This is a genomic window from Rhodococcus sp. 14-2470-1a (genome assembly GCF_002259425.1).
In the GTDB taxonomy this organism is placed as follows: Bacteria; Actinomycetota; Actinomycetes; order Mycobacteriales; family Mycobacteriaceae; genus Rhodococcoides; species Rhodococcoides fascians_E.
Window position 1 is genome coordinate 58,408 of the sequence record NZ_NPFZ01000026.1, and the last position, 26,039, is coordinate 84,446.

Genomic DNA, 26,039 nt, shown 5'->3' on the forward strand with positions numbered 1-26,039 from the left:
TGCGTCTGTGAGGCAACCAGGGGGCATTTCGGGGTGTCATCGTCCCCATGCCGTCGGTACGTACCAGTAGTATGGACGGGTAACAGAGAAGCCCTTCGGATCTGCTCACCGTCACGGCCTACCCGCAGGGTGAGGCAGGACGGCCGAGCAGACTCGTGCGGTGGCACCACCCGGTGCCCACACGGCAGCACCCATTCGGTGCGAGGGGGACCTTGACGCTGAAGGAGAACAACCGAATCGTGGCTGCCGAGAAGTCGGGTAAGACCGAGAACAAGGATTACGGCGCTTCGTCGATCACCGTGCTCGAGGGACTGGAAGCAGTTCGCAAGAGGCCCGGTATGTACATCGGATCCACCGGTGAGCGAGGCCTGCACCACCTGATCTGGGAGGTCGTCGACAACTCCGTCGACGAGGCCATGGCCGGATACGCTTCCACCGTCGACGTCACCATTCACGAGGACGGCAGCGTCGAGGTCAAGGACGACGGTCGAGGAATTCCCGTCGCCACGCACGCCTCCGGTGTTCCCACCGTCGAGGTCGTCATGACGCAGCTGCACGCCGGTGGAAAGTTCGACTCGGACTCGTACGCCGTGTCCGGTGGTTTGCACGGCGTCGGCATCTCCGTGGTCAACGCTCTCTCCACCAAGGTGGAACTCCAGATCGCTCGCGACGGTCACCGCTACACGCAGGCGTACGACTACGCCAAACCAGGGCCGCTCGAGACCGTCGGCGACACCGAGGACACCGGCACGATCGTCCGCTTCTGGCCGGACGGCAAGATCTTCGAGACACTCGATTTCAGCTTCGACATCGTGCACCGTCGCCTCCAGGAGATGGCGTTCCTGAACAAGGGACTGACCATCAACTTCACCGACGAGCGCGTGGCAGCAACCGACGCCAGCGAGGAAGAGCTGGCCGAGACCGCGGAGGCACCGAAGTCCGCGTCCGAGGAAGAAGCTCAGGCCGTCGAGGCCAAGCCCGCCAAGGTCAAGAAGCGCACGTACCACTACCCCGACGGCCTCGTCGACTTCGTCAAGCACATCAACAAGACGAAGACATCCATCCACAACTCCGTCGTGGGCTTCACCGCCAAGGGTGAAGGCCACGAGGTCGAGATCGCGATGCAGTGGAACGCCGGTTACTCCGAGTCGGTCCACACTTTCGCCAACACGATCAACACGCACGAGGGCGGCACGCACGAGGAAGGCTTCCGTACCGCGCTCACCTCGACGGTGAACAAGTACGCAGCGGACAAGAAGCTCGTCAAGGAGAAGGACGGCAAACTCACCGGCGACGACATCCGCGAGGGTCTCGCCGCGGTCATCTCCGTCCGGGTGGGGGAACCGCAGTTCGAGGGTCAGACCAAGACGAAGCTCGGCAACACCGAGGTTCGCTCGTTCGTGCAGAAGGCGTGCAACGAGCACCTGGCGCACTGGTTCGAGTCCAACCCGGCCGACGCGAAGACCATCATCAACAAGGCCGTGTCCTCGGCTCAGGCCCGTATGGCCGCGCGCAAGGCGCGAGAGTTGGTGCGCCGCAAGAGCGCGACGGACATCGGTGGCCTGCCCGGCAAGCTCGCCGACTGCCGCTCCAACGACCCGAGCAAGTCCGAGATCTACATCGTGGAGGGCGACTCCGCCGGCGGCTCGGCCAAGTCCGGTCGTGACTCGATGTACCAGGCGATCCTCCCGCTCCGCGGAAAGATCATCAACGTCGAGAAAGCTCGCATCGACCGCGTTCTGAAGAACAACGAGGTCCAGTCGATCATCACCGCGTTCGGCACCGGTATCCACGACGAGTTCGACATAACCAAGCTCCGCTACCACAAGATCGTGCTGATGGCCGACGCCGACGTGGACGGCCAGCACATCTCGACGCTGCTGATGACGTTGCTGTTCCGTTTCATGCGTCCGCTCATCGAGCACGGCCACGTCTATCTGGCCATGCCGCCGCTGTACAAGTTGAAGTGGAGCCGCGGCGAACCCGACTTCGCGTACTCCGATCGCGAACGCGACGGACTGCTCGAGGCCGGTATCGCCAACAAGCGCAAGATCAACATCGAGGACGGCGTCCAGCGTTACAAAGGCCTCGGCGAGATGAACGCGAAGGAACTGTGGGAGACCACGATGGATCCATCGGTGCGCGTGCTCCGATTGGTCACCCTCGACGATGCCGCCGCCGCGGACGAGCTGTTCAGTGTCCTGATGGGCGAGGACGTCAGTGCCCGGCGCAGTTTCATCGCCCGCAATGCCAAGGACGTCCGCTTCCTGGACGTGTGACGAACTTTCACGCACTACTTGAAATTCGTTACACCTCTTAGACTTTCGCTGAAGGAGATTCCATGTCGGACATAACCGAGCCTCCTGTCGGGCCTCCCGGACAGACCACGAACGCCGAGGGCGGCGACCGCATCGATCCGGTCGACATCCAGCAGGAGATGCAGCGTAGCTACATCGACTACGCGATGAGCGTCATCGTCGGCCGCGCACTTCCCGAAGTACGCGACGGCCTCAAGCCCGTGCACCGTCGTGTGCTGTACGCGATGTACGACTCCGGCTTCCGCCCGGACCGCAGTTACGTCAAATCCGCACGCCCCGTTGCCGAAACGATGGGTAACTACCACCCGCACGGTGACACCTCGATCTACGACGCGCTGGTGCGTTTGGCTCAGCCCTGGTCCATGCGGTACCCGTTGGTCGACGGCCAGGGCAACTTCGGCTCCCGTGGCAACGACGGCGCGGCTGCCATGCGATACACCGAGGCACGTCTGACGCCTCTCGCCATGGAGATGTTGCGGGACATCGACGAGGAAACCGTCGACTTCATCCCCAACTACGACGGCAAAACCCAAGAGCCGACGGTACTTCCGTCGCGGGTGCCCAACCTGCTGATGAACGGCTCCAACGGCATCGCCGTCGGTATGGCCACCAACATTCCGCCGCACAACCTGCGTGAACTCGGCGACGCCGTCTTCTGGGCACTCGACAACCACGAGGCCGACGAAGAAGCGACCCTCGCCGCGTGCATGGAACGCGTGAAGGGCCCCGACTTCCCGACCCACGGCTTGATCGTCGGCGGGCAGGGCATCCAGGATGCGTACTCGACCGGACGCGGATCCATTCGCATGCGCGGCGTCGTCGAGATCGAGGAAGACTCCAACGGCCGCACCACGATCGTCATGACCGAGCTGCCGTACCAGGTCAACCCGGACAACCTGATCACGTCGATCGCGGAGCAGGTGCGCGACGGCAAACTGGCCGGCATCTCCAAGATCGACGACGAGTCCTCGGACCGCGTCGGCATGCGCATCGTCGTCACCATCAAGCGCGACGCCGTCGCGAAGGTGGTGCTGAACAACCTCTACAAGCACACCCAGCTGCAGACGAGTTTCGGCGCGAACATGTTGTCGATCGTCGACGGTGTGCCGCGCACCCTGCGTCTGGATCAGATGATCCGCTACTACGTGGCTCATCAGCTCGACGTCATCATCAGGCGCACGCGATACCGGCTGCGCAAGGCCGAGGAGCGCGCTCACATCCTGCGCGGACTGGTCAAGGCACTCGACGCTCTGGACGAGGTCATCGCCCTCATCCGTCGTTCGCCGACCGCCGACGACGCCAAGGCCGGCTTGATCGAACTGCTCGACATCGACGAGATCCAGGCCGACGCCATCCTCGCGATGCAGTTGCGTCGTCTGGCTGCCCTCGAGCGTCAGAAGATCATCGACGAGTTGGCCGAGATCGAACGCACCATCGCCGACCTGCAGGACATCCTGGCCCGGCCGGAGCGTCAGCGTCAGATCGTCCGCGACGAGCTCGGTGAGATCGTCGAGAAGTACGGCGACGACCGTCGTACCCGCATCATCGCCAGCGACGGAGACGTCAACGACGAGGATCTCATCGCCCGCGAGAACGTCGTTGTCACCATCACCGAAACCGGCTACGCCAAGCGCACCAGAACCGACCTGTACCGCTCGCAGAAGCGCGGCGGCAAGGGAGTGCAGGGCGCGGGGCTGAAGCAGGACGACATCGTCAGCAAGTTCTTCGTCTGCTCGACGCATGACTGGATTCTGTTCTTCACCACCAAGGGCAGGGTCTATCGCGCCAAGGCGTACGAGCTTCCCGAGGCCAACCGGACGGCCCGCGGGCAGCACGTCGCGAACCTGCTGGCGTTCCAGCCCGACGAGCGCATCGCGCAGGTCATTCAGATCAAGACTTACGAGGACGCGCCCTACCTGGTGCTCGCCACCAAGGGTGGGCTGGTCAAGAAGTCCAAGCTCACCGACTTCGACTCCAACCGAAGCGGCGGCATCGTCGCGGTCAACCTCCGCGGCGAGGACGAACTGGTCGGCGCTGTGTTGGCGTCGTCCGACGACGACCTGTTGCTGGTGTCCGCTCAGGGTCAGTCGATTCGCTTCTCCGCAACCGACGAGGTTCTGCGTCCGATGGGTCGCGCGACCTCCGGTGTCCAGGGCATGCGGTTCAACGGCGAGGACGAGCTGTTGTCGCTGAACGTGGTGCGGGAGGGCAAGTACCTGCTGGTGGCCACCTCCGGTGGCTACTCCAAGCGCACCGCGATGGAGGACTACCCGGCGCAGGGCCGCGGCGGAAAGGGCGTGCTGACGATCCAGTACGACCCGAAGCGTGGCACCCTGGTGGGGGCTCTCATCGTCGACGACGAGGACGAGCTGTACGCCATCACCTCCAGTGGTGGTGTAATCCGGACCGCAGCGAAGCAGGTACGGAAGGCCGGTCGACAGACGAAGGGCGTTCGGTTGATGAATCTCGGGGAAGGCGACACACTGCTCGCTATTGCCCGTAACGCCGACGAAGCCGAACCCGAGCCCGGCGCCGCCGGAGACGAAGACGACGCACCGAAGGAGTCGTAAGTGAGCACTCCCAACAGGCCTGGTAGCAGGCCCGTTCCGCCCAGCGACGCCGAGCAGCCACGCACTTCCGCGCGGCCGCAGCCGGCGGTTCGCCCCGGAACGCCGCAGAACGGCGGCGGGCGTCCTCCGTCGCGACCCGGTGCGCCGGCCCCTCAGCAGGCCGGTCCTCAGCAGGGCGCTCCACAGCAGTCCGGTTCTCAGCAGTCCGGTTCTCAGCAGTCCGGTTCTCAGCAGTCCGACCCACGGCAAGGGAACGGTGCGCGTCCCGCCGGCGGCGATCGGCAACCGCCGAGCCAGCCGGCGCGTCAGGCACCCGAACGCCAGGCACCCGAACGCCAGGCACCCGAACGTCAGGGAGGTGCTCCGGAAACCGCGAGGACGTCCGACGGCTCGGCGCGTGAGCAGGCCACAGCTCGGCCTCCCCAGCCGCCGACTACTGCCCAGCCGCCGACGACTCAGCCGCCGACGACTCAGCAGGCTCCGGCATCGTCACCTCAGCGTCCGGATCAGCGTCAGCCGGAGAACCAGCGGCCCGCGGAGGCACCGAAGTCGCAGCCGCAGAATCAGCCGCGTCCGCCTGCACCGGCACGCCCGGCTGCTGCCCAGCAGCCGCCCACCGAGGCGGCACCACGGGTGGACAACGAGCGTGCGTTCGATCCACTGGGTGCGGGTGATGTCACGCAGCCGCCGGCGGGTGGCTACCAGAACGGTCCGGGACCGGTGCGCAGTGCGCCTGTCCAGAACGGTTCGGGTCAGGGCAGTGCCTCGGGACAGGTCGGTGGTTCGGGTCAGGGCGCACCTCCGTGGCAGCGCGGTCCGGCGAACGGCGCACAGAGCCAGCCGCAGACCAACCTGTCGGCGCGCGGCGGAACGCTGCCGCCGGTCGGACCGGGCGCTCAATCGGGCCAGCCGGGACAGTCCGGACAGCCAGGCGACGATCGTCGTGGAACCCAGGCAGGGGCCGCAGCAGCAGCCACCGCCGCAGTGGGCGCCGAGAGTTCGGCGGACAGTTCACAGCGTCGAGAAGCAGCCAAGACGAAGGCCGCCGGCATCGACGGACCGACGCGGCACATCGAACGCAAGGATCTGGCGAAGGACATGCCGGACCTGTCGGAGGTCCGGCACACGGCACCGGCGTCGGAGACGCAGCAGATCGCTCAGCCGGTCGCCATCGCAGCGCGTGAGGACGGAACTCCTCTGCGTGCCACGATTCAACTGCGCAAGATCGATCCGTGGTCGACGCTCAAGATCTCCCTCGTCATCGCGGTATCGCTGTTCTTCGTGTGGATGGTCGCAGTCGGGCTGCTGTACGCGGTTCTCGACGGAATGGGTGTCTGGGATCGCTTGAACAGTGCGTTCACCGACATCGTGTCCGAGTCGGGTGACGGTGGATTGGTCAGTGCCGGACAGGTATTCGGCTACGCCGCAGTGATCGGTGTCATCAACGTGGTGTTGTTCACGGCGTTGACGACCATCGGATCGTTCATCTACAACTTGTCCTCCGACCTGGTCGGGGGCGTCGAAGTAACCCTCGCGGATCGGGACTGAACCAGGTCGCTCGAGAGTGCCGGATCGAGCCGTTTTGGAGTACGGCGGTTCGATGCGGTAATCTCTCTCCTCGGTTCGGAAAGAGAAATCTTCTGTCCGAATCGAGGTTCACGGGCCTATAGCTCAGGCGGTTAGAGCGCTTCCCTGATAAGGAAGAGGTCGGAGGTTCAAGTCCTCCTAGGCCCACACCGAGCAATACGGAAGAGGGACATGATCATGAAAATCCTTCTTCTGATCGGTGCAGTGATAGCAGTCGTGTCGGCAGCGTCGAAGGTGCGGTCCCTCCGCAACAGTGACGGTGTGTGGCACGAGGTTTCCACTCGCTGATCGTCCGCACGGAGGCGTCAGGACCAGGAAATTTCGAGTTCGAGATTTCGTAAGGTACTGTTCGCTTGCACCACCCCGGGGCCTTAGCTCAGTTGGTAGAGCGCTGCCTTTGCAAGGCAGATGTCAGGAGTTCGAATCTCCTAGGCTCCACAATTAGATAGCTCCACAATTAGATAGCTTTACAGATCGACAGTGACCCCGATACGCGAATGCGTGTCGGGGTCACTGCGTTGTGGGATCACTGTGTTGTGGGTCCGATTTCATCCCGAGGTGCGTGTGTCAGGGTTCAGGTCCCTGATATGCAGTCGGCAGTAACACGGCTGTCCGTCCGGGTGCGGTGGGTGGGAACGGATTCCTCGTCGGGACGGAAGTAGTTGTATCGGTAGGGGCTGGCCCAGAGTCTGCTGACCGAGCTCGAGGTCTGGTGCCGCACGTAGGTGGTGGCGGCGACGTGGATGAATCCGAGTACGAGTACCAGTGCGAGGAAAGTTGCCATGGTGCAAGTGTCGATCGGTGCAGGCCACGTCGAACAGTGGCAGTTATGTCATGCTTCCGCGAAAAACTGCCAATGTCTGTGACGGTGGCCAAGCGGCCGCGGTCCGGATGTGGAGATTCCCAGACAACCGGCGGACGGGGGACCGGGCGCCGGGGACTGCTCTAGCGTCAGCGCGTATCAGGCCACCTCGGACGCGACGTGCGTATCGAACTCGTGAACAGGAATCAGCGATGCGCAACCTCGATCACACCGAATTGCTGACCGAACTCAAGGCGACGATGGAGCTGAACCTCGACCGCCACCTCGCGATAGCGAAGGAATGGCATCCCCACGACTACATTCCGTGGGACGAAGGCAGGAACTTCGCGGCGATGGGCGGTGACGACTGGGACGAGTCGCAGTCGTCACTGTCCGACCTGGCGCGTACGGCGATGATCACGAACCTGCTCACCGAGGACAACCTGCCGTCGTATCACCGAGGTCTGGCGGACAACTTCTCGCTCGACGGGGCCTGGGGTACGTGGGTCGGTCGGTGGACGGCAGAAGAGAACCGGCACGGCATCGTGATGCGGGATTACCTCGTCGTGACCCGAGCGGTGGACCCTGTGGAGCTCGAACGGGCACGGATGCAGCACATGACCACAGGCGTCGACGCTCCGATGGACGGTGCGAACTTCCTGCATTCGGTCGCCTACGTGACGTTGCAGGAGCTTGCGACGCGTGTGTCCCACCGCAACACCGGCCATGCGTGCGGTGACCCGGTGGCGGACCGAATGCTGGCTCGAATCGCCGCGGACGAGAACCTGCACATGATCTTCTACCGGAACCTCGGCGAGGCCGCGCTCGACCTGACACCGGATCAAACGGTGCGGGCAATCGCCGACGTGGTGACGGACTTCGCCATGCCGGGACTCAACATGCCCAACTTCCGCAAGAATGCGATGTCCCTGGCCAAGCACGGAATCTACGATTTACGCCAGCACCTCGACGAGGTACTGATGCCGGTCCTGCGGAAGTGGCGCATCTTCGACCGCACCGACTTCGGGCCCGGCGGCGAGCAGGACCGGGATCGCCTCGCGGCATTCGTCGAGCAACTCGGGGTGAAGGCGACCAAGTTCGAGGAGTCGCGCGATCGCCTCCTTGCCCGCGAGTCGGCTCGAGCCGAACTGGTGTCCTAGCTTTCTCCCCCTCGGCTCGTTCCCTACGGTTCACCGGGTTCGCTTCGCATTCGGATGTCGGCGGAAGGTGTTAAAGTCCCGCACGACAGACGTCGCCGTCGACGCTGGATGCGATGTTCTGGGGGAGGTGGGGCGGCAATGCTGGATCGTCTGATGGCGAAAACTCGAAAGCTGGACGAGTCCGCGCTCACCCTTCTGGTGTACATCGGAGGCACGACGGTTCTGTACGCGGCAGGGGGAAGCGCGTACTGGCCGAGCGCAAATACCTGGGCGCGGTGTGCGGTTCTCGTGTCCCTGATTCTCGGTATCGCGGCGACCGTCATGTTGATGCGGTTGAAGGGTCCGAGCCCCAAGCGCACGATCGGTCATGTCACCTTCATGGGGATCGTTGCTGTCGCACTGTCCTTCTCGGCCAGCAACACCTTGCCGACGTACCTGATCTGTGTCCTGGCGACGATGTTCCTCGGCATGCACATCGGCGCTTTCTGGTCCGAGCGCAACGCCGGGATGTGGGTGGGCGCGCTTGCGGTGTTCGCGGTACTCGGCGCCGCGGCGGGCCCGTTCGAGTCCTCGTTCATCGCGTACGTGCTCATCGCCCTCGGCGTCGTGGGTGCCACCGAAGTGTTCGGCGCTTTCGCCAGGCGCATGCGGTACACCGCCACGCACGATGCGCTCACCGGATTGTTGAACAGATTCGGCTTCGAGTCCAAGGTCGCCAAGATGTTGCCCGTATGCGCGGCGCGCGGTCTGTCGGTCAGCATGGCCGTTCTGGACCTGGATCATTTCAAGGACATCAACGACGAGTACGGGCACATCGCAGGTGATGTCCTTCTCGCGCGCGTGTCGAAGGCCTGGAAGGCGGAGTTGAGCCGACGGGACGTGCTGGGCCGTCTGGGCGGCGACGAGTTCGTGCTCTTCATGCCCGGAGTGCTCGAGGCCGAGGCGTGGCAGATCATCGACCGTCTTCGGCGTGCACATCGTGCCGAGTGGAGTGTGGGCATCGTCTGCATGCCTGCTGCGCGTCGCTGGGCGGAGATCTACCGCGCGGCCGACGCCGATCTGTATCGAGCCAAGCGAAGCCGTCCTCCCAAGTCGGCCCGCCCGTCCGCACCGTCCGCACCGCCCCGCCCGTCCACACCGCCCCGGCCGGGCACGTCGGGGCCTGAACAGTCGGAATGGAGAATAGCGCGCTGACGTTGCTCCACAGATTTCATCCACAGGCTGTGGACAACGCTCCGCAGCCTGGCGCCGGGCGGGGTTGACTGTCAGTCATGTCGATCGCGTCCGCGTCGACCTGACCGACATCGGGGTGGATGTGTTGTTGTGGAACGAAATTCAGCGATGGCAACCGTCGGAGATCACCCTGCTGGGTGCGCGGGTTGCACGGACGGCCGACTCTCTCGCCTCCACGGTCGGCGAGATCGAGGCCGCCGTTGCACAGCTCGAGTGGAGCGGAGACGCGGCTGATGCCGCACAGTTCTCGGTGTCGCACCTGATCGCGGACTACCGCGCTCACGCCGACGAGCTAGGTCGCATCGCCCGCGCTGTGACGACGTTCGCGAAACAGGCCCATCCTGTGCGGGCCGCGCTGCGAGAGTGCGACAGCATCGGCGTCGAACACAGGCTCGAGATTTCCGATTCGGGAACGGTGGCCGATCCGCTGACGACGTACTCCGTCGCGGCCGAGGATGCGTTCGACCATGCACGCGATCGCCTCAGGGTGATACGTGAGCTCGAGGCCCGAGCCCGGCAGGTGATCCGTCGTGCCACCGACATCGACGTCGCAACGGCCGCTGCGCTTGCCGCGGACGTCGATACAGCCCCGGACGTCTTACCCACGCCGACAGCGGCAGCAGCGGCGAACAACGTGTCCTGGCAGATGGCGAGTCCGGCGGAGCGAACGGCACTGCTCGTCCGTGATCCCGGCGCTGTCGGGAATCTCGACGGCGTTCCGGCCGAGGTACGCGACGCCGCGAATCGGAGGCTCCTGATCTCCGAGCGAGCGCGTCTGGAATCGGTTGCCGACCAGCTTGCTCGGACGTTGGACGGCAACGTCTTCGGCGGGCTGTTCGACGACGCGGACGCCGGTCTCGCTCAGACCGAGAAGCGGTTGAAAGCACTCGACGAGATCGAAGCCGTTCTGGCACAGGGTAATCGCCAATTGCTGGTGCTGGACAACACCAGCGGTGAGGACACGTTGGCGGCTGTTTCGGTGGGTAACGTGTCGACCGCCACTCACGTCGCCGTGTTCGTCCCTGGACTGGATTCCGATATCGGCGGCGATGTCGGGCGCTACGACTCCGACATGGACGCGCTGGCTGCGACTGTGCGAAGCGTGCTGCCCCCGGACGAATCGGTGGCGTGCGTGACGTGGATGAATTACGAGGCGCCGCATCTCGGCTGGAACCTGCTCGATCCGACGCGCACAGTCGTCTCGCCGATGGCGGCCGCGGTCGGCGCTCCCCGTTTGGCTGCGTTCCTGGATGGTCTCGACGCCTCACGCACCGACGATCCGCATCTGACGCTGCTGGGGCACTCGTACGGCTCTCTCACTGCCGCGCTCGCCCTACGAGGGGTGTCCGGCGTGGACGATCTCGTGGCGCTGGGCTCACCCGGTCTCGGCTTCGACGACATCTCGGCACTCTCGGTACCGCCGGGACACACGTTCGTGGCGGAGGCGCGTGAGGACGTCGTCGCCGATACGGGGTTCTTCGGATCGGATCCGAGTGAGCTCGACGGTGTCAGGCCACTGGCGACACGGTCCGACGGAGGTCTCTCGGACAGCCGAGGCCACAGTGAGTATCTGACGGACGGCACCGTCACACAGCGAAACGTCGGACTGGTGATCGCGGGTCGAGCCGGTGAGGCGAGCGGCTAGACGCTACGTCTGCTGCGGGGTGTCCGCGCGCGTCGCGGCCTGTGCGGACGATCCGTTCACCGGGGACTCGCTGTAGTCCTCGAGGCTCGGCGGAGCGTCCGCCGGCGGGTCGAACGCGTTTCGCCGCTTGGACACGAGCACCGCAATGCCTCCGGCCGCACCCAGAACTGCGCCGACCGCGACGATCTTGCGTGTCGGAGTACCGAGCAGCGACGGGCCCGAGGAAATCTTCGACGTACGGGTCTTCGCCGTCTTGATCTTCGACGATGCCGAGGTCACTCGACGGACTCGGCGACGGGCGGCTTCGCGTCGGGCCAGCGCGTACGCCCGGTTCGCCAGCTGTAGTCCGACGCCTGCGGATCCGGTTCCGAAAATTTTCGCTGCCTTGACGAGGGTGCCCCCGGTGCTCACGGCGACATCCCGAAACTGCGCAGACTTCGATGTGCTCGTCATGCCCCCACTGTTCCACATCCTGTGCGGCCACATCCGACCGTCCGCGACCGGCCGACGAGCGCGGGGTGGCACGATGGTGGGGTGAGCACACCAAACAAGACATCAACGGCAACGCTGCACACCAACCGCGGCGACATCGTCATCGAGCTGTTCGGCAACCACGCGCCGAAGACCGTCGAGAACTTCACCGGCCTCGCGGACGGTTCCAAGGAGTACACGACGTCCAACGCGTCGGGCTCCGATTCCGGTCCGTTCTACGACGGCGCGATCTTCCACCGCGTCATCGACGGCTTCATGATCCAGGGCGGAGACCCCACCGGCACCGGTGCAGGTGGCCCCGGCTACAAGTTCGCCGACGAGTTCCACCCGGAACTCCAGTTCGACCGCCCCTACCTGCTGGCCATGGCCAACGCCGGACCGGGAACCAACGGATCGCAGTTCTTCATCACCACGACGAAGACGCCGCACCTCAACCGCAAGCACACCATCTTCGGTGAGGTCACCGACGAGGCGTCGAAGAAGGTCGTCGACGCTATCTCCGGCACTCCCGTCGGACGCGGTGACCGTCCCGTCGACGAGGTCGTCATCACCAGCGTCACGCTGGCCTGATACCTCGAGTTTCAACTCTTTTTCGAAGAGGAGCATCGGTAGATGACGAACCCCGGCTGGGGTGGCGCGTACGGCGATCAGCCCACTCCACCTCAGTCGAGGTGCGTCCGACACCCTGACCGACCCACGGGCCTCGCGTGCTCGCGGTGCGGTCGTCCCGCGTGTCCACAGTGCCTGCAGGCAGCGGCCGTCGGGCAGCACTGCGTCGACTGCGTACGCGCAGGCAACGCGCAGGTCCGTCGTGCACGCACCGTCGCCGGCGGGTCTGCGGACTCGACGTACGGTCTGGTCACGTACGTCATCATGGCGCTGAACGTTCTGGCGTTCGCGGCGACGGCCCTGCAGTCCCGCAGTGTCATGGACAACACCGGCGCGTCGTCGCTGTACGAGTCCTGGGCCTTGTTTCCGCCTGCCGTCGCGCTCGGAGACTACGAGCGGCTGATCGGTAGCGGATTTCTCCACTACGGCTTGATTCACCTGCTCGTCAACATGTTCGCGCTGTACATCATCGGTCGCGACGTGGAAGCGATCCTCGGAAAGACCCGCTACATCGCGGTGTACGTGGTTTCTCTCGTCGGCGGTAGTGCGTCGGTGATGCTGCTCGAGGACCCGTTCACCGCGACGGTCGGCGCATCCGGTGCCATCTTCGGCCTACTGGGCGCACAGGCGATCATCCTGCTCAAACTCCGCCGGAGCCCGACGCCTGCGCTGGTCGTGATCGGCCTCAACATCGTCATCAGCATCACCATCCCCGGCATCTCGCTGTGGGGACACATGGGTGGCCTGGTCGCCGGTGCGCTCGCGACGGCGGGCATTCTGTTCGTTCCCGCGCGGGTGCAGAACCGTCGGACCCGCAGCTACCTCGGATGGGCGGCCGTAGCCGCGGTCGCAGTGGTGGCGCTCGCGGTCATCGCCTTCCGGGTGCTCGACCTCCGGTCCCGAATGGGCCTCTGACGCTCTGCCTGTCTCCGGGGGCCGGTGTCGGGAGTGCTGTCAGCGCTCCTCGACGAATCCGCGTTGCTCGAGGGCGTCGTACACGTTCTGGGGGCTCGTCCCCAGATCCCACCGGCCGAAGATCACGAGTCGATCGTCGTCCTCGCCCGGGTGGCGGACGTTCAGCTCGAGCATCGGAACGCGACGTCCCAGCCGGGGGTACGGCACCAGCGTGATCCGGGAGATTTCGTCGCGCGTGTACGTGTGAATGCCGGACAACCGCTTCACGGACAGCCGTCCCGCCGAATCTATCCACAGGCGCGGTCGCTGATACGCAGCGAGACCGGCGATTATCCACAGGCCCAGGGCGCCGATCGAGATCAGCACGCGGCCCGCTGGATCGTTGTCGGTGAGAAATGCGGCCACGAGCAGGGCAAACCCGCCGACGGTCAGTGCGATCACCGCAGGCAGGGGCGTCGCCCACGACAAGTTGTCCACATTCTGTGGATGGCTGCCCGATTCATCCACAGGCTTTATCCACATTGGGGATGAATAACATGTGTGTAAGTAGATCGGCAGGACGACGGTAGGGCGACGCCGTCATCGCCACTTCATCGTCATGACGAGACCGACCACCATGAACCCGAAGCCGATCAGGAAGTTCCATGCTCCGAGGCTGTTCATCCACGAGATGTCCTCGGCGGCCAAGTAGTAGACGAGCAGCCACAGGAGCCCGACCAGCATGAATCCGAGCATCACGGCAACGTAGAACGGGCTGGACGGGCCCGACGCCACCGAACCGGGCGTACGCGTCCCGGGAGCGATCACATAGTCCTTCTTCTTGCGTACCTTCGATTTCGGCATTCCTCGCCCTTTCGTCGTCGCGGTCTTCGTCTGGGTGTGCACGGAAGCGGTGCCTGTGGATACCGGACTGTGAACAGCTGTGGACAATCGCGGACCGGCCTGTGGATGAACACGGCCGAGTCGCCACTGCGTGACCTTGCGGCCCGCGGAGATCCCCCGAGCAGGTAGCGTTCGGTGCTGTCACATGATCACGGCAGCCTGAAGGCCCAACTGCGTGCACATGTCCTGTACACGCTAGCTCAGCGGAAACGCTGGGGAGAGCACCGGAGGATTTCATGGCTTCGGACAACGACCGCTCGGGCGTGCTCGCGTCACGCGCGTGGCAGGTGATGGTGGTCGTCGTGTGCCTTCTCGTCGGTGTGCTGTTGTCCACCACGCGGCAGTTCTCCAGCGGTGACGAGATCCGTCGGACCGACACCACACGCCTGTCGACGCTGGTCAGATCAGCTCAGGATGATGCGGACCAGGCCGAGAACACGCGGGACGAGCTGGCGGCGCAGGTCGAGCAACTCCAGCGGGAAGCCGGTGCCGGAGACTCCGACGTCGCCGACGCGCTCGCCGGCGTCGGCCCACTGTTGGCGCCTGCCGGGCTCGAGGCGGAGTCGGGCCCGGGAGTCGTGGTGACGCTGACCGATGCACCGAGGGGAAGCGACGGGCGGTACGCCTCGGACGCATCCCCGGACGATCTCGTGGTCCATCAACAGGATGTGCAGAGCGTTCTCAACGCGTTGTGGTCCGGCGGCGCTACCGCGATCGCGATGCAGGACCAGCGGGTCGCCGGCAATGTCGCACCCCGGTGCATCGGAAACACGCTGCTGTTGGGCGGGCGGACGTACAGCCCGCCGTACATCGTCACCGCGCTGGGCGACGCGGCCGCACTGAACGCCGCTCTCGACGCCGAGCCGGGTGTGCAACTCTTTCGCCAGTACTCGGTCCGATACGGCCTGGGTCTCACCGTCGGAGCCTCCGACGATCTGACGGTGCCCGCATACCAGGGGTCTCTCCGGCTGCAGTTCGCCCAGCCAGGATGACCGACAGGCCGTGACCTATTCTGGGGCGCATGCGCATCCTCGTCGTCGACAACTACGACAGCTTCGTCTTCAACCTCGTCCAGTACCTGGGCCAGCTCGGAGTCGACGCGACGGTGTGGCGCAACGACGATCCGCGCTTGGACGACCGCGATGCCGTGGCCCGCGACTTCGACGGCATTCTGCTCAGCCCGGGACCAGGCACTCCTCAGCGTGCGGGAGCGACGATGGATCTCGTCACCGCCGCCGCGAAGGAAAGGACCCCTCTGTTGGGGGTGTGCCTCGGGCACCAGGCGATCGGGGCCGCGTTCGGTGCGACGGTCGACCGCGCGCCGGAACTACTGCACGGCAAGACCAGCTCGGTGAATCACGATGGCATCGGAGTCCTCGAAGGGCTGCCGCAACCGTTCACCGCTACTCGGTACCACTCGCTGACGGTGCTTGCCGACACCATTCCCGACGAGCTCGAGGTGACGGGCCGAACCGACTCGGGTCTCGTGATGGCCATGCGGCACAAAGACTTTCCGATCCACGGTGTCCAGTTCCACCCGGAATCGATCATGACCGAGGGCGGGCACCGAATGTTGGCGAACTGGTTGAAGGTATGCGGGGCGGAAGCCGACGACGCGTTGGTGGATCGGCTCGAGGCCGAGGTAGCGCTGGCGTTTCGGTAGCAGCGAACGTGCCGATGTGACGGCCATCGGGCGCCCGTCGAACCAACCTGCACATCCCGCCGCTCGAATCCGTACGTGCACGCACCGCGGCGGGCATTTTGCTCCACTGTTCGGCCGAAGTCGGCAGGACGTGCACTTTTCGCCCCGATAGTGGAGGTTTTTGCCCGCTCGCCGTGTGTGAACGAGAGCGGACGTCAGCGCCCCGGAATTCCCAGGGCGCCGACCGTGACGTTGACGGTCTGGGTCTTGGTGATTTCCGACCCGGCTGGTTCGGCCTGATTGACGATGCGGTTCACGACGGTCGGGTCGAGCTGGACCTCGGTCGTGGTGCTGATGTTGGACGTCGTGCCGGTCCAGCCTGCGGACTCGAGGGCGGACAGTGCCTGGGACACCGTCAGACCGAGCAGGTCCGGCATCGGGATCTTGTCGCCGTTGGACACTCGCAGGGTGACGGTGTCACCTTCGACTGCGTTGGACCCACCTGCCGGGCTGGTCGAGACGACCTCTCCCACGGGTTGGCTCGAGTCGATGTTCTCGACCTGAACTCTGAATCCGGCGCCTTCGACGTTCGGCTGCGCCACGGCGACCTGCTGGCCGACGACGTCCGGCACACGGATCTGCGCAGGACCGGAGCCGAGGGTGATCTTCACGGACGATCCGACGGTGATGCCGACCCCCGACGACGGATTCTGCTCGACGACCTTGTCGAGGTTCTCCGGCGTCGACGGTGCACGTGCGCGGGTGCCGTCGAGTTCGAGGCCCAGCGCGGACAGGGCCTGTGCGGCCTGCTGTTCGGTCTTGCCGGTCAACTGCGGCACCTGAACCTGCTCGGGTCCGGTCGACACCTCGAGGTTGACGGTGCTCTTGGAGTCCACTTCGGCGCCTGCGCCCGGTCTGGTGGTGATGACGTCGCCGGATGCGACGGTGGCGTCGGGCTTCTCCTGGATCGCGACCCGCAGGTCGGCCTCCTGGAGGCGTGCTTCGGCGTCGGACGCGGACAGGTTGGACACGTCGGGGATCGCGACGCGGTCCGGTGAGGAGCCGGGGCCCAGAGACCACAGGAACGCACCCACGATTCCTACGATCACCAGTGCCGCGACGGACAGAAGGGCGATCCTGACGCCGCGGTGCCGCGGCTCGGAGTCATCGGAGTCCGCGTGGCGCCCGGTGCTCGTGCTGTCGGCGGAGTCGGCGGTCGCCTTCGCTCGTGGTTGCGGTGCACGTGCGTCCATGGCGCCGAGGATCGTGGTGCGATCCTCGTCGTTCATGACGGTCGGTGCACTGGGGCGTTGCCCACCGAGGACGCGGACCAGATCGGTACGCATCTCCGCGGCGGACTGATAGCGGTTGGCGGGGTTCTTGGCCATCGCCTTGAGGATGATCGAGTCGAGTTCGCGCGGAACGTCTGGGTTGACGCGTGACGGAAGCTCGGGATCCTCACGGACGTGCTGGTAGGCGACGGCGACGGGCGAGTCACCCTTGAACGGCGGTTCCCCGGTGAGGATCTCGAACAGGACGCAGCCCAGCGAGTACACGTCCGACCGTGCGTCGACCTGCTCGCCCCTGGCCTGTTCCGGCGACAGGTACTGCGCGGTTCCGATGACGGCGGCGGTCTGCGTCATCGGGCTCGAGCTGTCGGCGATGGCGCGGGCGATGCCGAAGTCCATGACCTTGACGGCGCCGGCGTTGTTGATCATCACGTTCGCCGGTTTGACGTCGCGGTGGACGATTCCGTTGCGGTGCGAGAAATCCAGCGCAGCGCAGACGTCGGCGATGACTTCCATCGCGCGCCTGGCGGGCATCGGACCTTCGGCGCGCACGATGTCCCGCAGTGTGCTGCCGTCGACGTACTCCATGACGATGAACGGAAGCGGTCCTGCTTCCGTCTCGGCTTCACCGGTGTCGTAGACCGCGACGATCGCGGGATGGTTGAGTGCGGCCGCGTTCTGGGCTTCGCGACGGAAACGCAGGTAGAACGTGGGGTCGCGGGCGAGGTCGGCACGCAGGACCTTGATGGCGACGTCGCGGTCGAGGCGGTTGTCGCGCGCGAGATGAACCTCGGACATGCCACCGAATCCGAGAATCTCGCCCAGCTCGTAGCGGGACGAGAGGTTGCGGGGAGTCGTCATGGCTGTCCTAGTCGATCAAAGAAGGGTCGATCGGTGGGGGGTCGATCCGAGAATTCGTCCGCTGCGGCGGCGCCGTCCGTGGTGCCCGACGCCTGAGGTTCTTCCTCCTGGCCGCCGCCGATTCCGGGGATGGACGGCAACGTGAACGACGGGATGGTGATCCCGCCGCGGCTCGTCGGCGTGGTCTCCGAGGTGGTGGTCGGTTCGGTCGTCGTCGGTTCCGTCGTGGTCGTCGTGGTGGTGGTGGTCGTCGGTTCCGTGGTGGTCGTCGTCGGCTCGGTCGTGGTGGTGGACGGCTCCGTGGTGGTCGTCGTGGTCGTGACCGGCTGCTGAGACGTCGTCGGCGGAACGAACGGCGCGGGAGTTTCGTCCTCCCGATTCAGCAGCACGAACCCTCCGATGACGATCGCGAGGAGCAGCAGACCTCCGCCGCCCCAGGCGAGGGCCTTCTGCGCCGAGGACATGCCGGTCTGTTCGGGTACCGCAGGCGCAGCGGCACCTGTCTGTGGGCCGGTGTAGCGGTTCTGCGACGTCGGCATCATCTGCGTGCTGGTCGGCGATGGCGCCGGTACGACGCCCGGCATCATCACTCGACCCGTGCCGGGTCCCCGGCTGGTACCGGGCGCGGGCGGCCTCCGGCCCGCGCGGACAGCGGCCACGGCGTCGGCGAATTCACCGCCGTTGGCGTAGCGCTGTGCCGGGTCCTTCGCCATCGTGATCTCGATGAGCTCTCGGACGCCTGCAGGGAGGTCGGCGGGTAGCGGGGCAGGTGTCTCGCGCACGTGCTTCATCGCGACCGTCAAAGCCCCGTCGCCGACGAACGGGCGTGTCCCCGACAAGGCCTCGTACCCGACGACTCCGAGCGAGTAGACGTCGGATGCCGAGGTGGCTTCCTCACCCAGGGCCTGTTCCGGCGCGATGTACTGCGCGGTGCCCATCACCATGCCGGTCTTCGTGACCGGGGAGGCGTCGACGGCCTTCGCGATTCCGAAGTCGGTGATCTTCACCTGGCCGGCCGGGGTGATCAGGATGTTTCCCGGCTTGACGTCGCGGTGTACCACTCCCGCGGTGTGGGCGACCTGCAGTGAACGCCCGGTCTGCTCGAGCATGTCGAGGGCATGGCCGAGGGGGAGCCGGCCGATGCGTCCGAGGACGGCGTTGAGGGGCTCGCCGTTGACGAGTTCCATCACCAGGTACGCGAGGGACTCGCCTGCTTCGTCGCGGGTCTCGCCGTAGTCGTAGACACCCGCGATGCCGGGGTGGTTGAGCTGGGCGGTGGTCCGGGCTTCGAAACGGAAGCGCTGCAGGAATTCCGGGTCCTCGGAGAACTCGGCCTTGAGCACCTTGACGGCGACCTTGCGATCGAGGCGGTTGTCCATCGCCTCCCACACCTGGCCCATTCCGCCTGTCGCGATCAGTCGTAGCAGGCGGTAGCGCTGTGCAATGACTGCACCGTTCTTCAGTGGCACGAGATGGTCACCTCCCCTGCAATCCGGCAGCGATGACGGCGCGACCGACCGGAGCTGCGACCGACCCACCGGTTGCGGCGAGGGCGCGGTCGCCGCCGTCCTCGACGATTACTGCGATTGCGATCTTCGGATTGTCGGCGGGCGCGAACCCGATGTACCAGGCGTGCGGCGGTGTGTTCCGCGGATCGGTGCCGTGCTCGGCGGTTCCGGTCTTCGACGCGATCTGCACGCCCGGGATCTTGCCTTCGCCGCCGGTGTTGTTCTCCGACCCGATCATCAGGTCGGTGAGCGTCTTCGCGGTTTCGGGACTGATCGCCTCGCCTGCGGACTGCGGGACCGTCGTCGACAGGTTGGACAGGTCAGGGGACTGCAGCTGGCTGACCAGGTGCGGGTCCATCCGTACACCGGAGTTGGCGACGGTCGCCGCGATCACCGCGTCCTGCAACGGCGTCAGTGCGACATCGCGCTGTCCGATGCTGGACTGACCCAGGGCGGCATCGTCGGGGATCTGGCCGATGGTGCTGTCCGCGACAGGCAGCGGCAGCGACGTCGTCTCGCTGCCGATTCCGAATGCGCTCGCCGTGTCCTTCAGTGCGTCGGCGCCGGTTGCGATACCGAGCTCGACGAAGGCGGTGTTGCACGAGCGCGCGAAGGCCTCACGCAGCGTCGCCGTCGGGCCGCCGCCGCAGGTGCTTCCGTTGTAGTTCTCGAGGGTGGTCTCGGTGCCGGGCAGCGTGATGGTCGGGGCCGCCGTCAACTGGTCGTCGGGTGTTGCACCGTTCTGGAGGGCCGCGGCGGTGACGAGCACTTTGAACGTCGACCCGGGCGGGTACGTCGCCGAGATGGCGCGGTTCAGAAGCGGTTTCGCGGGGTCGGCGTTCAGTGCGTCCCAGGCCTCGGTGGTCTGCGCGCCGTCGTGGCTGGCCAGCAGGTTCGGGTCGTAGCTCGGCGAGCTGGCCATCGCGAGGATGTTGCCGGTCGACGGTTCGATCGCCACGACCGATCCGGTGTATCCGCGGGAGAACAGCTGATCGTAGGCGACCTGCTGGACGACGGGATCGATTGTCGTGACGACGTTGCCGCCGCGTGGGTCGCGTCCGGAGATCAGGTCGAACAGGCGGCGACCGAACAGGCGGTCGTCGGAGCCGTTGAGTACTTGATCCTCGGTCCGCTCGAGGCCGGTGCTCGAGTACAGCATCGAGTAGAACCCGGTGATCGGGGCGTTGGCCATCGGGCTGTTGGGCGCCAACTGGTTCGGTGGGTAGGTACGCAGGTACTTGTACCGATCGTCGGTGGCGATCGACGCGGCGAGGACCTGGCCGCCGGCCGAGATCTGACCGCGCTGGCGGGAGTACTCGTCGAGCAGGACTCGGGAGTTGCGTGGATCGGACCGTAGGTCGTCGGCCTTGATGACCTGCAGGTACGTGGCGTTGAGCAGCAGCGCGACGACCATCACCATGACGGCGACGGAGACGCGACGGAGCGGAGTATTCATGAGCGCTTCACCATCTCGGTCGGTGCCTCGGCGATGGGGGCGGCCGGTGCCGGCTTCTTCTTCGGCGTCGCGGGTTCACGTGCGGCGTCGGAGATCTTGATCAGCAGGGCGACGAGCAGGTAGTTGGCGAGAAGCGACGATCCTCCGTAGGACAGGTACGGCGTGGTGAGGCCGGTGAGCGGGATGAGCTTGGTGACGCCGCCGACGACGACGAACAACTGGATCGCGACGGTGAAGGACAGGCCTGCGGCGAGGAGTTTGCCGAAGCTGTCACGCACCGCCAACGCCGTCCGCAGACCACGGATGATGAAGACCAGGTACAGGACCAGCACCGCGGTGAGTCCGATGAGGCCGAGTTCCTCGCCGATGGCCGCGATGATGAAGTCGGTCTTCGCGAACGGCACCTGCGACGGACGTCCGCTGCCGAGGCCCGTTCCTGCGAGACCACCGGTGGCGAAACTGAACATCGACTGGACGATCTGGTAGCCGGTGTCGTTGTAGTCGTCGAACGGGTGCAGCCACGTGTCGGTACGGATCTTGACGTGGCCGAACACCTGGTACGCGAACAGGAACCCGACGAGCAGCAGGCCGAAACCGATGATGAGCCATCCGACGCGTTCGGTCGCGATGTAGATCATGACCAGCACGGTGCCGAAGATCAGCAGCGACGAACCGAGGTCCTTCTCGAACACGAGAACACCGACGGAGACGATCCACACCAGAAGGATGGGCCCCAGGTCGCGGGCGCGGGGGAAGTCCATGCCGAGGAAGTGCTTGCCGGCGGTGGTGAACAGTTCACGCTTGGCGACCAGCAGCGACGCGAAGAAGATGAGCAGCAGGATCTTCGCGAACTCGCCCGGCTGAATGCTGAACCCCGGCAGCCGGATCCAGATCTTGGAACCGTTGACCTCGGAGAACGCCGATGGCAGGACGGCTGGGATGGCGAGCAGCACCAAACCGCACAATCCGACGGTGTAGCTGTACCGGGCGAGGGTGCGGTAGTCGCGGAGGAGAACGAGGAGCGCGATGAAGCCGGCGATGGCCAGGGTTGTCCACAGGACTTGCTGGTTGGCGTCGGGAGACGGAATCTCCTGTCCCAGATACGCAGCCGACTGCTGGTCCGCGAGATCCAGTCGATGGATCAACACCAATCCGAGCCCGTTGAGCAGCGCCACGATCGGCAGCAGCAGCGGGTCGGCGTACGGAGCGAACCGACGTACGGCCAGATGAGCGACTGTGACCAGCGCGAGGTACGCCAGACCGTACTTCGCCAGATCCCACGTGATCGCCTGTTCCTGGCTCGCTTCCACCAGAACGAGCGACAGCGTCGTGATGAGCACTGCGATACCGAGCAGAAGCAACTCGATGTTGCGGCGATTGGACTGGACCGGAGCAGGCGCGAATCCGCCCGGTGGGCTCGGAAAGGACGCCCCCACAGATGGATTGGAGCTCATCAAGTACCGGTCCTGCAGTTCTGACCCGGCAACTGGGTGACCGTGGGTGCCGGAGTGGTCGTGGTCGGCGGCGCAGCAGGATCGGCAGGCGGCGCGGCCGGGTCTGCGGGCGGTGCAGGAGGTGCCGCCGGATACGCGGGCGGCGCGGCGGGCGTCGGCGACGGAGTGGTCTGGCTCGTCGTCGAGGCGACCTCGTCGCACGGCGGGAGAAGATCTCCCGAGGCGAGGCGGTTCATCTGACTGTCGACGTCGTCCAGCTTGCCCGACGGCAGCCCCGCGCGCACCTGCTCACGTGCGGCAGGAGCGAGGTCGTCGACCTGGAAGACGGTGCAGTCGGCGGGAACGGTGTCGGGTGCGCTCAACGTGAGTGCCCCCTCGTCGCCGAGGCATCCGATGCTGTGCACGGATTGCAACGAGTATCCGAGGATCGAACCGGGCACACCGCGCATCACGGCGACGCGGCCGTTGTCCTCGCCCACGTAGTAGTTGCCACGGATGGCCGCATTGGCGACGAAGGCGCCGCCGACGAGCAATGCGACGACGGCGAGAGCAACGAGCGTCCACCGCAGCTTGTGCGACTTCTTCTCCGGCACCGGTGCAGGCGTCGTCACCCGCTTCGGAGTGGTCCGGGGTGGGCGCATGGCCGCGGCGCGTCCGGCTGCCGTGTTCGGCGGCGGAGCGTCTTCCTCGTCCTCGGTGCTGGCTGCGCCGCCGAGAATGGGCGAGCTCTGCCCGTAGTCGATGTCCACGACGTCGGCGACGACGACGGTCACGTTGTCCGGACCGCCACTGCGCAGCGCCAATTCGATGAGGCGGTCCGCGCACGACGCGCAATCACCCTCGTTCATCGTGTTCTCGATGGTCTCGTCGCTCACGACGTCGGACAATCCGTCGGAGCACAGGAGATAACGGTCTCCGGCTTTCGCTTCCCGCACGGTCAGCGTCGGCTCGATCTCGTTGCCGGTCAACGCGCGCATGATCAACGAACGCTGCGGGTGCGTATGTGCCTGTTCGGCGGTGATCCTGCCCTCGTCGACGAGGGACTGGACGAACGTGTCGTCGCGGGTGATCTGGGTCAGCTTGGTGTCGCGGAGCATGTAGGCGCGGGAGTCGCCGATGTGGCAGAGCCCGATCTTCCTGCCTGCGAACAGAATTGCGGTCAGGGTTGTGCCCATGCCGTCGAGCTCGGGCTCGTCCTCGACCTGATCGGCGATGGACGCGTTGCCTTCGCGCGTCGCGGCTTCGAGCTTGCCGAGGAGGTCGTCGCCCGGTTCGTCGTCGTCGAGGTGCGCGAGTGCGGCGATCATCAACTGCGACGCCACCTCGCCTGCCGCGTGGCCGCCCATGCCGTCGGCGAGGGCGAGAAGACGCGCACCGGCGTAGACGGAATCCTCGTTGTTCGAGCGCACCAAGCCGCGATCACTGCGGGCGGCGTATCGCAGTACCAGTGTCACGGGCGCAGCTCGATCACGGTCTTACCGACACGCACCGGCGTGCCGAGCGGAACTCGAACTGCCGTCGTCACCTTCGCGCGATCGAGGTAGGTCCCGTTGGTCGAACCCAGATCCTCGACGTACCAATCGCCGCCGCGTGGCGAGATTCGAGCGTGGCGAGTGGACGCGTAATCGTCGGTCAGCACGAGCGTGGAGTCGTCCGCGCGGCCGATGAGAACAGGCTGGGTACCGAGTGAAATTCGTGTTCCGGCGAGACCGCCCTGTGTCACCACTAGATTCTTGGCAACCTTCTGTTTGTTGAACGACGGGAGAACTTTCGACCCGCCCGAGTACCGCGCAGGCATCCGCATTCCCGACGCCGCGTAGATGTCGCTGCGAAGCGTGCGAAGTACGGCCCAGACGAAGAACCACAACAACAGCAGAAAGCCTGCCCTGGTCAACTGCAGAATCAAGCCCTGCACAGCCGTCCACCTCCTTCGCAGGTCGTACTTGGTCGGCGTCGCGGGCGCACGCCGGGATCTCCCCCCGAGTCGCCAGCGATCGTAATGACACGACGTCTCACGCAGCATCCTAAGGGGAAGCTGCGCGTGTCGATCACCATACGGGTGAGGTGCGTCAGACGATGCGGACGAGGATCTCCGAGTGACCAGCGCGAATGACGTCGCCGTCGGCGAGTTGCCAATCCTGGACCGGTGATCCGTTGACCGTCGTTCCGTTGGTGGATCCGAGGTCGGAGAGCATCGCCACCCGGCCGTCCCAGCGGATCTCGACGTGCCGGCGGGACACGCCGGTGTCCGGGAGACGGAACTGAGCGTCCTGGCCACGGCCGATGATGTTCTGGCCGTCGCGGAGCTGGAAGTACCGTCCGCTGCCGTCCTCGAGTTGCAGCGTTGCCGTCAGGCCCTGGCTGTCGGAGTACGCGGGCTCGTCGTAACCGTAGGCAGGCTGCTGATACCCCGCGGTGGGGTACTGGCCCTGGGGGTACCCGTTCTGCTGCGGCGGGTAGTCGTACGCGGGCTGCTGGTATCCGGCGGGCTCGGCGTACGCCTGCTGGTCGTAGCCCTGGTCCGCGTATGCCTGCTGGCCGTAGTTCTGCTGGCCGTATGCCTGCTGGTCGTAACCCTGGCGTCCGTACGACGGATCGGAGTAGGCCTGGCCGCCCTGATCACGTGCAGCCTGCTCATGCCCTGCCTGCTCGTACCCGTTCTGATCCGAGTACGTCTGCTGGCCGTATGCCTGCTGGTCGTATCCCTGATCCGGATACTGCTGGTCGTAGCCCTGATCTGCGTACTGCTGGTCGCCGTACGCCTGGTCGTCGTGGCCCTGGCCGTAGGACTGAGGGTCGTACTGACCCTCCTGGACGGGTGCCTGTGCTGCCGGGGCGCCGTAGCCGCCTCCGTACGGCGCACCGTTGCGGTAGCCCTGGTCTGCTGCTGCGCGCGGATCGCGTCCGTTCTGCTGTGCGTACCGAGGATCCTGACCCGGCGCCGGGTATCCGCCGCGTGCGCGAGGGTCGGGGCGAGAGCCGTCGGCCGGGTCGCGTTGCGGGTCGTAACCTGGGTTCTGCGTCATGTGGCCGGCTCCTGATGTCGACTTAGGTGGGGCGGACGGGCGCGGGGGTCGCGGACCGGGTGCTGCAGGTTTCTGTGGCGCGGCACCGGCTGCAGTCGGTGATCGTCCCACATCGGGGTCGACCGAACCACTGGCCCGGAACTGGCCGGTGTGCAAAGTAGGGGACGGCTCGAAGCGAACCACGATCTCTCCGTACGTCTGCCAGCCCTGATCGCGTATGTAGTCGCCCAGGTGGCGGGAGAATGCCTTCATGGTCAGGTCCTGGTCCGCGGCCAGTTCCTCGTGATCGGAGCTGTTGATGGTGATCACATAGCTGTTGGGGGCGAGATAATGACCACCGTCGAGTGGTCGGACTCTGTCCGACGCCTCCTGCTGAAGTGCCGCCTCGACCTCTTGGGGAACGACACCGCCGCCGAACACTCGGGCGAAGACGTCGCCCACTGCGCCCTGGAGCTTTCGCTCGAAACGCTGGACAATGCCCATGGTGACCTCACTTCCCGGTCGTGCTTCGTTGGATTGCGCCTCAGGCGCGTGTCGCCTACAGGTCGTCGTCTCAGCATGATATACGTTGCCGCTCGGAGCCTGTCGGT

Annotated in this window: 21 protein-coding genes and 2 tRNA genes; 12 read left to right on the forward strand and 11 right to left on the reverse strand. The window is 65.5% G+C overall.

Translation table 11 applies throughout. The features are described 5' to 3' along the window. Positions 1-239 precede the first annotated feature (239 nt). The 5 genes from gyrB to CH292_RS14455 all read left to right on the forward strand — a co-directional run bounded on the left by gyrB (position 240) and on the right by CH292_RS14455 (position 6,913). Positions 240-2,279: a DNA topoisomerase (ATP-hydrolyzing) subunit B gene (gene gyrB / locus CH292_RS14430; RefSeq protein WP_094655105.1), complete on the forward strand. Its 2,040-nt coding sequence runs from the start codon at positions 240-242 to the stop codon at positions 2,277-2,279. 62 nt (positions 2,280-2,341) lie between these two features. Then, a complete protein-coding gene (gyrA, locus tag CH292_RS14435) occupies positions 2,342-4,888 on the forward strand; it encodes a DNA gyrase subunit A (RefSeq protein WP_020112254.1) in 2,547 nt (848 codons plus the stop codon). A 633-nt stretch (positions 4,889-5,521) separates the two neighbouring features. Further along, positions 5,522-6,436, forward strand: coding sequence for a DUF3566 domain-containing protein (locus CH292_RS29650; protein WP_094655081.1), 915 nt, complete (start codon positions 5,522-5,524; stop codon positions 6,434-6,436). A gap of 112 nt (positions 6,437-6,548) precedes the next feature. Next, positions 6,549-6,622: transfer RNA gene (locus CH292_RS14450), tRNA-Ile, on the forward strand. A 218-nt stretch (positions 6,623-6,840) separates the two neighbouring features. Continuing rightward, a tRNA-Ala gene (locus tag CH292_RS14455) sits at positions 6,841-6,913 on the forward strand. Between the two features lie 136 nt (positions 6,914-7,049). Here CH292_RS14455 and CH292_RS14460 read toward each other — a convergent pair. Beyond that, positions 7,050-7,259, reverse strand: a complete 210-nt coding sequence (locus tag CH292_RS14460) for a hypothetical protein (RefSeq protein WP_094627625.1) — start codon at positions 7,257-7,259, stop codon at positions 7,050-7,052. Between the two features lie 230 nt (positions 7,260-7,489). Between CH292_RS14460 and CH292_RS14465 the strand changes: the two genes are divergently transcribed. The 3 genes from CH292_RS14465 (at position 7,490) to CH292_RS14475 (ending at position 11,315) form a co-directional block, all read left to right on the forward strand. Next, positions 7,490-8,437, forward strand: a complete 948-nt coding sequence (locus tag CH292_RS14465) for an acyl-ACP desaturase (RefSeq protein ID WP_094655082.1) — start codon at positions 7,490-7,492, stop codon at positions 8,435-8,437. 138 nt (positions 8,438-8,575) lie between these two features. Next, positions 8,576-9,631, forward strand: a complete 1,056-nt coding sequence (locus tag CH292_RS14470; protein WP_094655083.1) for a GGDEF domain-containing protein — start codon at positions 8,576-8,578, stop codon at positions 9,629-9,631. Between the two features lie 64 nt (positions 9,632-9,695). Next, positions 9,696-11,315 carry an alpha/beta hydrolase gene (locus tag CH292_RS14475; RefSeq protein ID WP_094655084.1) on the forward strand — a complete coding sequence of 540 codons (1,620 nt, stop codon included), beginning with the start codon at positions 9,696-9,698 and terminating at the stop codon, positions 11,313-11,315. Positions 11,316-11,318: 3 nt separating this feature from the next. Here the strand turns inward: CH292_RS14475 and CH292_RS14480 are convergent, their stop codons facing one another. Next, complete coding sequence (locus CH292_RS14480) at positions 11,319-11,768, reverse strand: hypothetical protein (protein WP_094655085.1); 450 nt, start codon at positions 11,766-11,768, stop codon at positions 11,319-11,321. 81 nt (positions 11,769-11,849) lie between these two features. On the opposite strand from CH292_RS14480, the gene CH292_RS14485 reads away from it, so the two are divergent. Together CH292_RS14485 and CH292_RS14490 are read left to right on the forward strand one after the other, a co-directional pair. Next, a complete protein-coding gene (locus CH292_RS14485; protein WP_019665041.1) occupies positions 11,850-12,377 on the forward strand; it encodes a peptidylprolyl isomerase in 528 nt (175 codons plus the stop codon). A gap of 42 nt (positions 12,378-12,419) precedes the next feature. Beyond that, a complete protein-coding gene (locus tag CH292_RS14490) occupies positions 12,420-13,331 on the forward strand; it encodes a rhomboid family intramembrane serine protease (RefSeq protein WP_037140852.1) in 912 nt (303 codons plus the stop codon). 39 nt (positions 13,332-13,370) lie between these two features. Here the strand turns inward: CH292_RS14490 and CH292_RS14495 are convergent, their stop codons facing one another. Further along, positions 13,371-13,853, reverse strand: a complete 483-nt coding sequence (locus tag CH292_RS14495) for a PH domain-containing protein (RefSeq protein WP_170947521.1) — start codon at positions 13,851-13,853, stop codon at positions 13,371-13,373. A 57-nt stretch (positions 13,854-13,910) separates the two neighbouring features. Then, entirely contained in the window at positions 13,911-14,174 is a 264-nt protein-coding gene (gene crgA / locus CH292_RS14500; protein ID WP_019665038.1) for a cell division protein CrgA, read from the reverse strand. Positions 14,175-14,449: 275 nt separating this feature from the next. Between crgA and CH292_RS14505 the strand changes: the two genes are divergently transcribed. Together CH292_RS14505 and CH292_RS14510 are read left to right on the forward strand one after the other, a co-directional pair. Then, positions 14,450-15,205 carry a DUF881 domain-containing protein gene (locus CH292_RS14505; protein WP_019665037.1) on the forward strand — a complete coding sequence of 252 codons (756 nt, stop codon included), beginning with the start codon at positions 14,450-14,452 and terminating at the stop codon, positions 15,203-15,205. 29 nt (positions 15,206-15,234) lie between these two features. Next, positions 15,235-15,876 (forward strand): aminodeoxychorismate/anthranilate synthase component II, encoded by a 642-nt coding sequence (locus CH292_RS14510; RefSeq protein ID WP_019665036.1) that lies wholly within the window; start codon positions 15,235-15,237, stop codon positions 15,874-15,876. Between the two features lie 194 nt (positions 15,877-16,070). Here CH292_RS14510 and pknB read toward each other — a convergent pair whose 3' ends face one another. From pknB to CH292_RS14545, 7 genes are all read right to left on the reverse strand, one after another. Then, a complete protein-coding gene (gene pknB / locus CH292_RS14515) occupies positions 16,071-18,005 on the reverse strand; it encodes a Stk1 family PASTA domain-containing Ser/Thr kinase (protein WP_019665035.1) in 1,935 nt (644 codons plus the stop codon). Further along, a complete protein-coding gene (locus CH292_RS14520) occupies positions 18,002-19,474 on the reverse strand; it encodes a serine/threonine-protein kinase (RefSeq protein WP_179277977.1) in 1,473 nt (490 codons plus the stop codon). Before CH292_RS14520 ends, pknB begins: the two co-directional genes overlap by 4 nt. Before the next feature lie 7 nt (positions 19,475-19,481). After that, the gene (locus tag CH292_RS14525; protein WP_019665033.1) at positions 19,482-20,969 is read right to left on the reverse strand and encodes a penicillin-binding protein 2; all 1,488 of its coding nucleotides are present in this window, start codon (positions 20,967-20,969) and stop codon (positions 19,482-19,484) included. Then, complete coding sequence (locus CH292_RS14530) at positions 20,966-22,423, reverse strand: FtsW/RodA/SpoVE family cell cycle protein (protein WP_026347777.1); 1,458 nt, start codon at positions 22,421-22,423, stop codon at positions 20,966-20,968. The genes CH292_RS14525 and CH292_RS14530 overlap by 4 nt, the downstream gene beginning before the upstream one ends. Beyond that, the gene (locus tag CH292_RS14535) at positions 22,423-23,877 is read right to left on the reverse strand and encodes a PP2C family serine/threonine-protein phosphatase (protein ID WP_094655087.1); all 1,455 of its coding nucleotides are present in this window, start codon (positions 23,875-23,877) and stop codon (positions 22,423-22,425) included. Before CH292_RS14535 ends, CH292_RS14530 begins: the two co-directional genes overlap by 1 nt. Further along, on the reverse strand, positions 23,874-24,338 hold the full coding sequence (locus CH292_RS14540) for an FHA domain-containing protein (RefSeq protein ID WP_020112263.1): 465 nt from the start codon (positions 24,336-24,338) through the stop codon (positions 23,874-23,876). Before CH292_RS14540 ends, CH292_RS14535 begins: the two co-directional genes overlap by 4 nt. A 154-nt stretch (positions 24,339-24,492) precedes the next feature. Next, on the reverse strand, positions 24,493-25,932 hold the full coding sequence (locus tag CH292_RS14545; RefSeq protein WP_094655088.1) for a DUF3662 and FHA domain-containing protein: 1,440 nt from the start codon (positions 25,930-25,932) through the stop codon (positions 24,493-24,495). Positions 25,933-26,039: the final 107 nt, after the last annotated feature.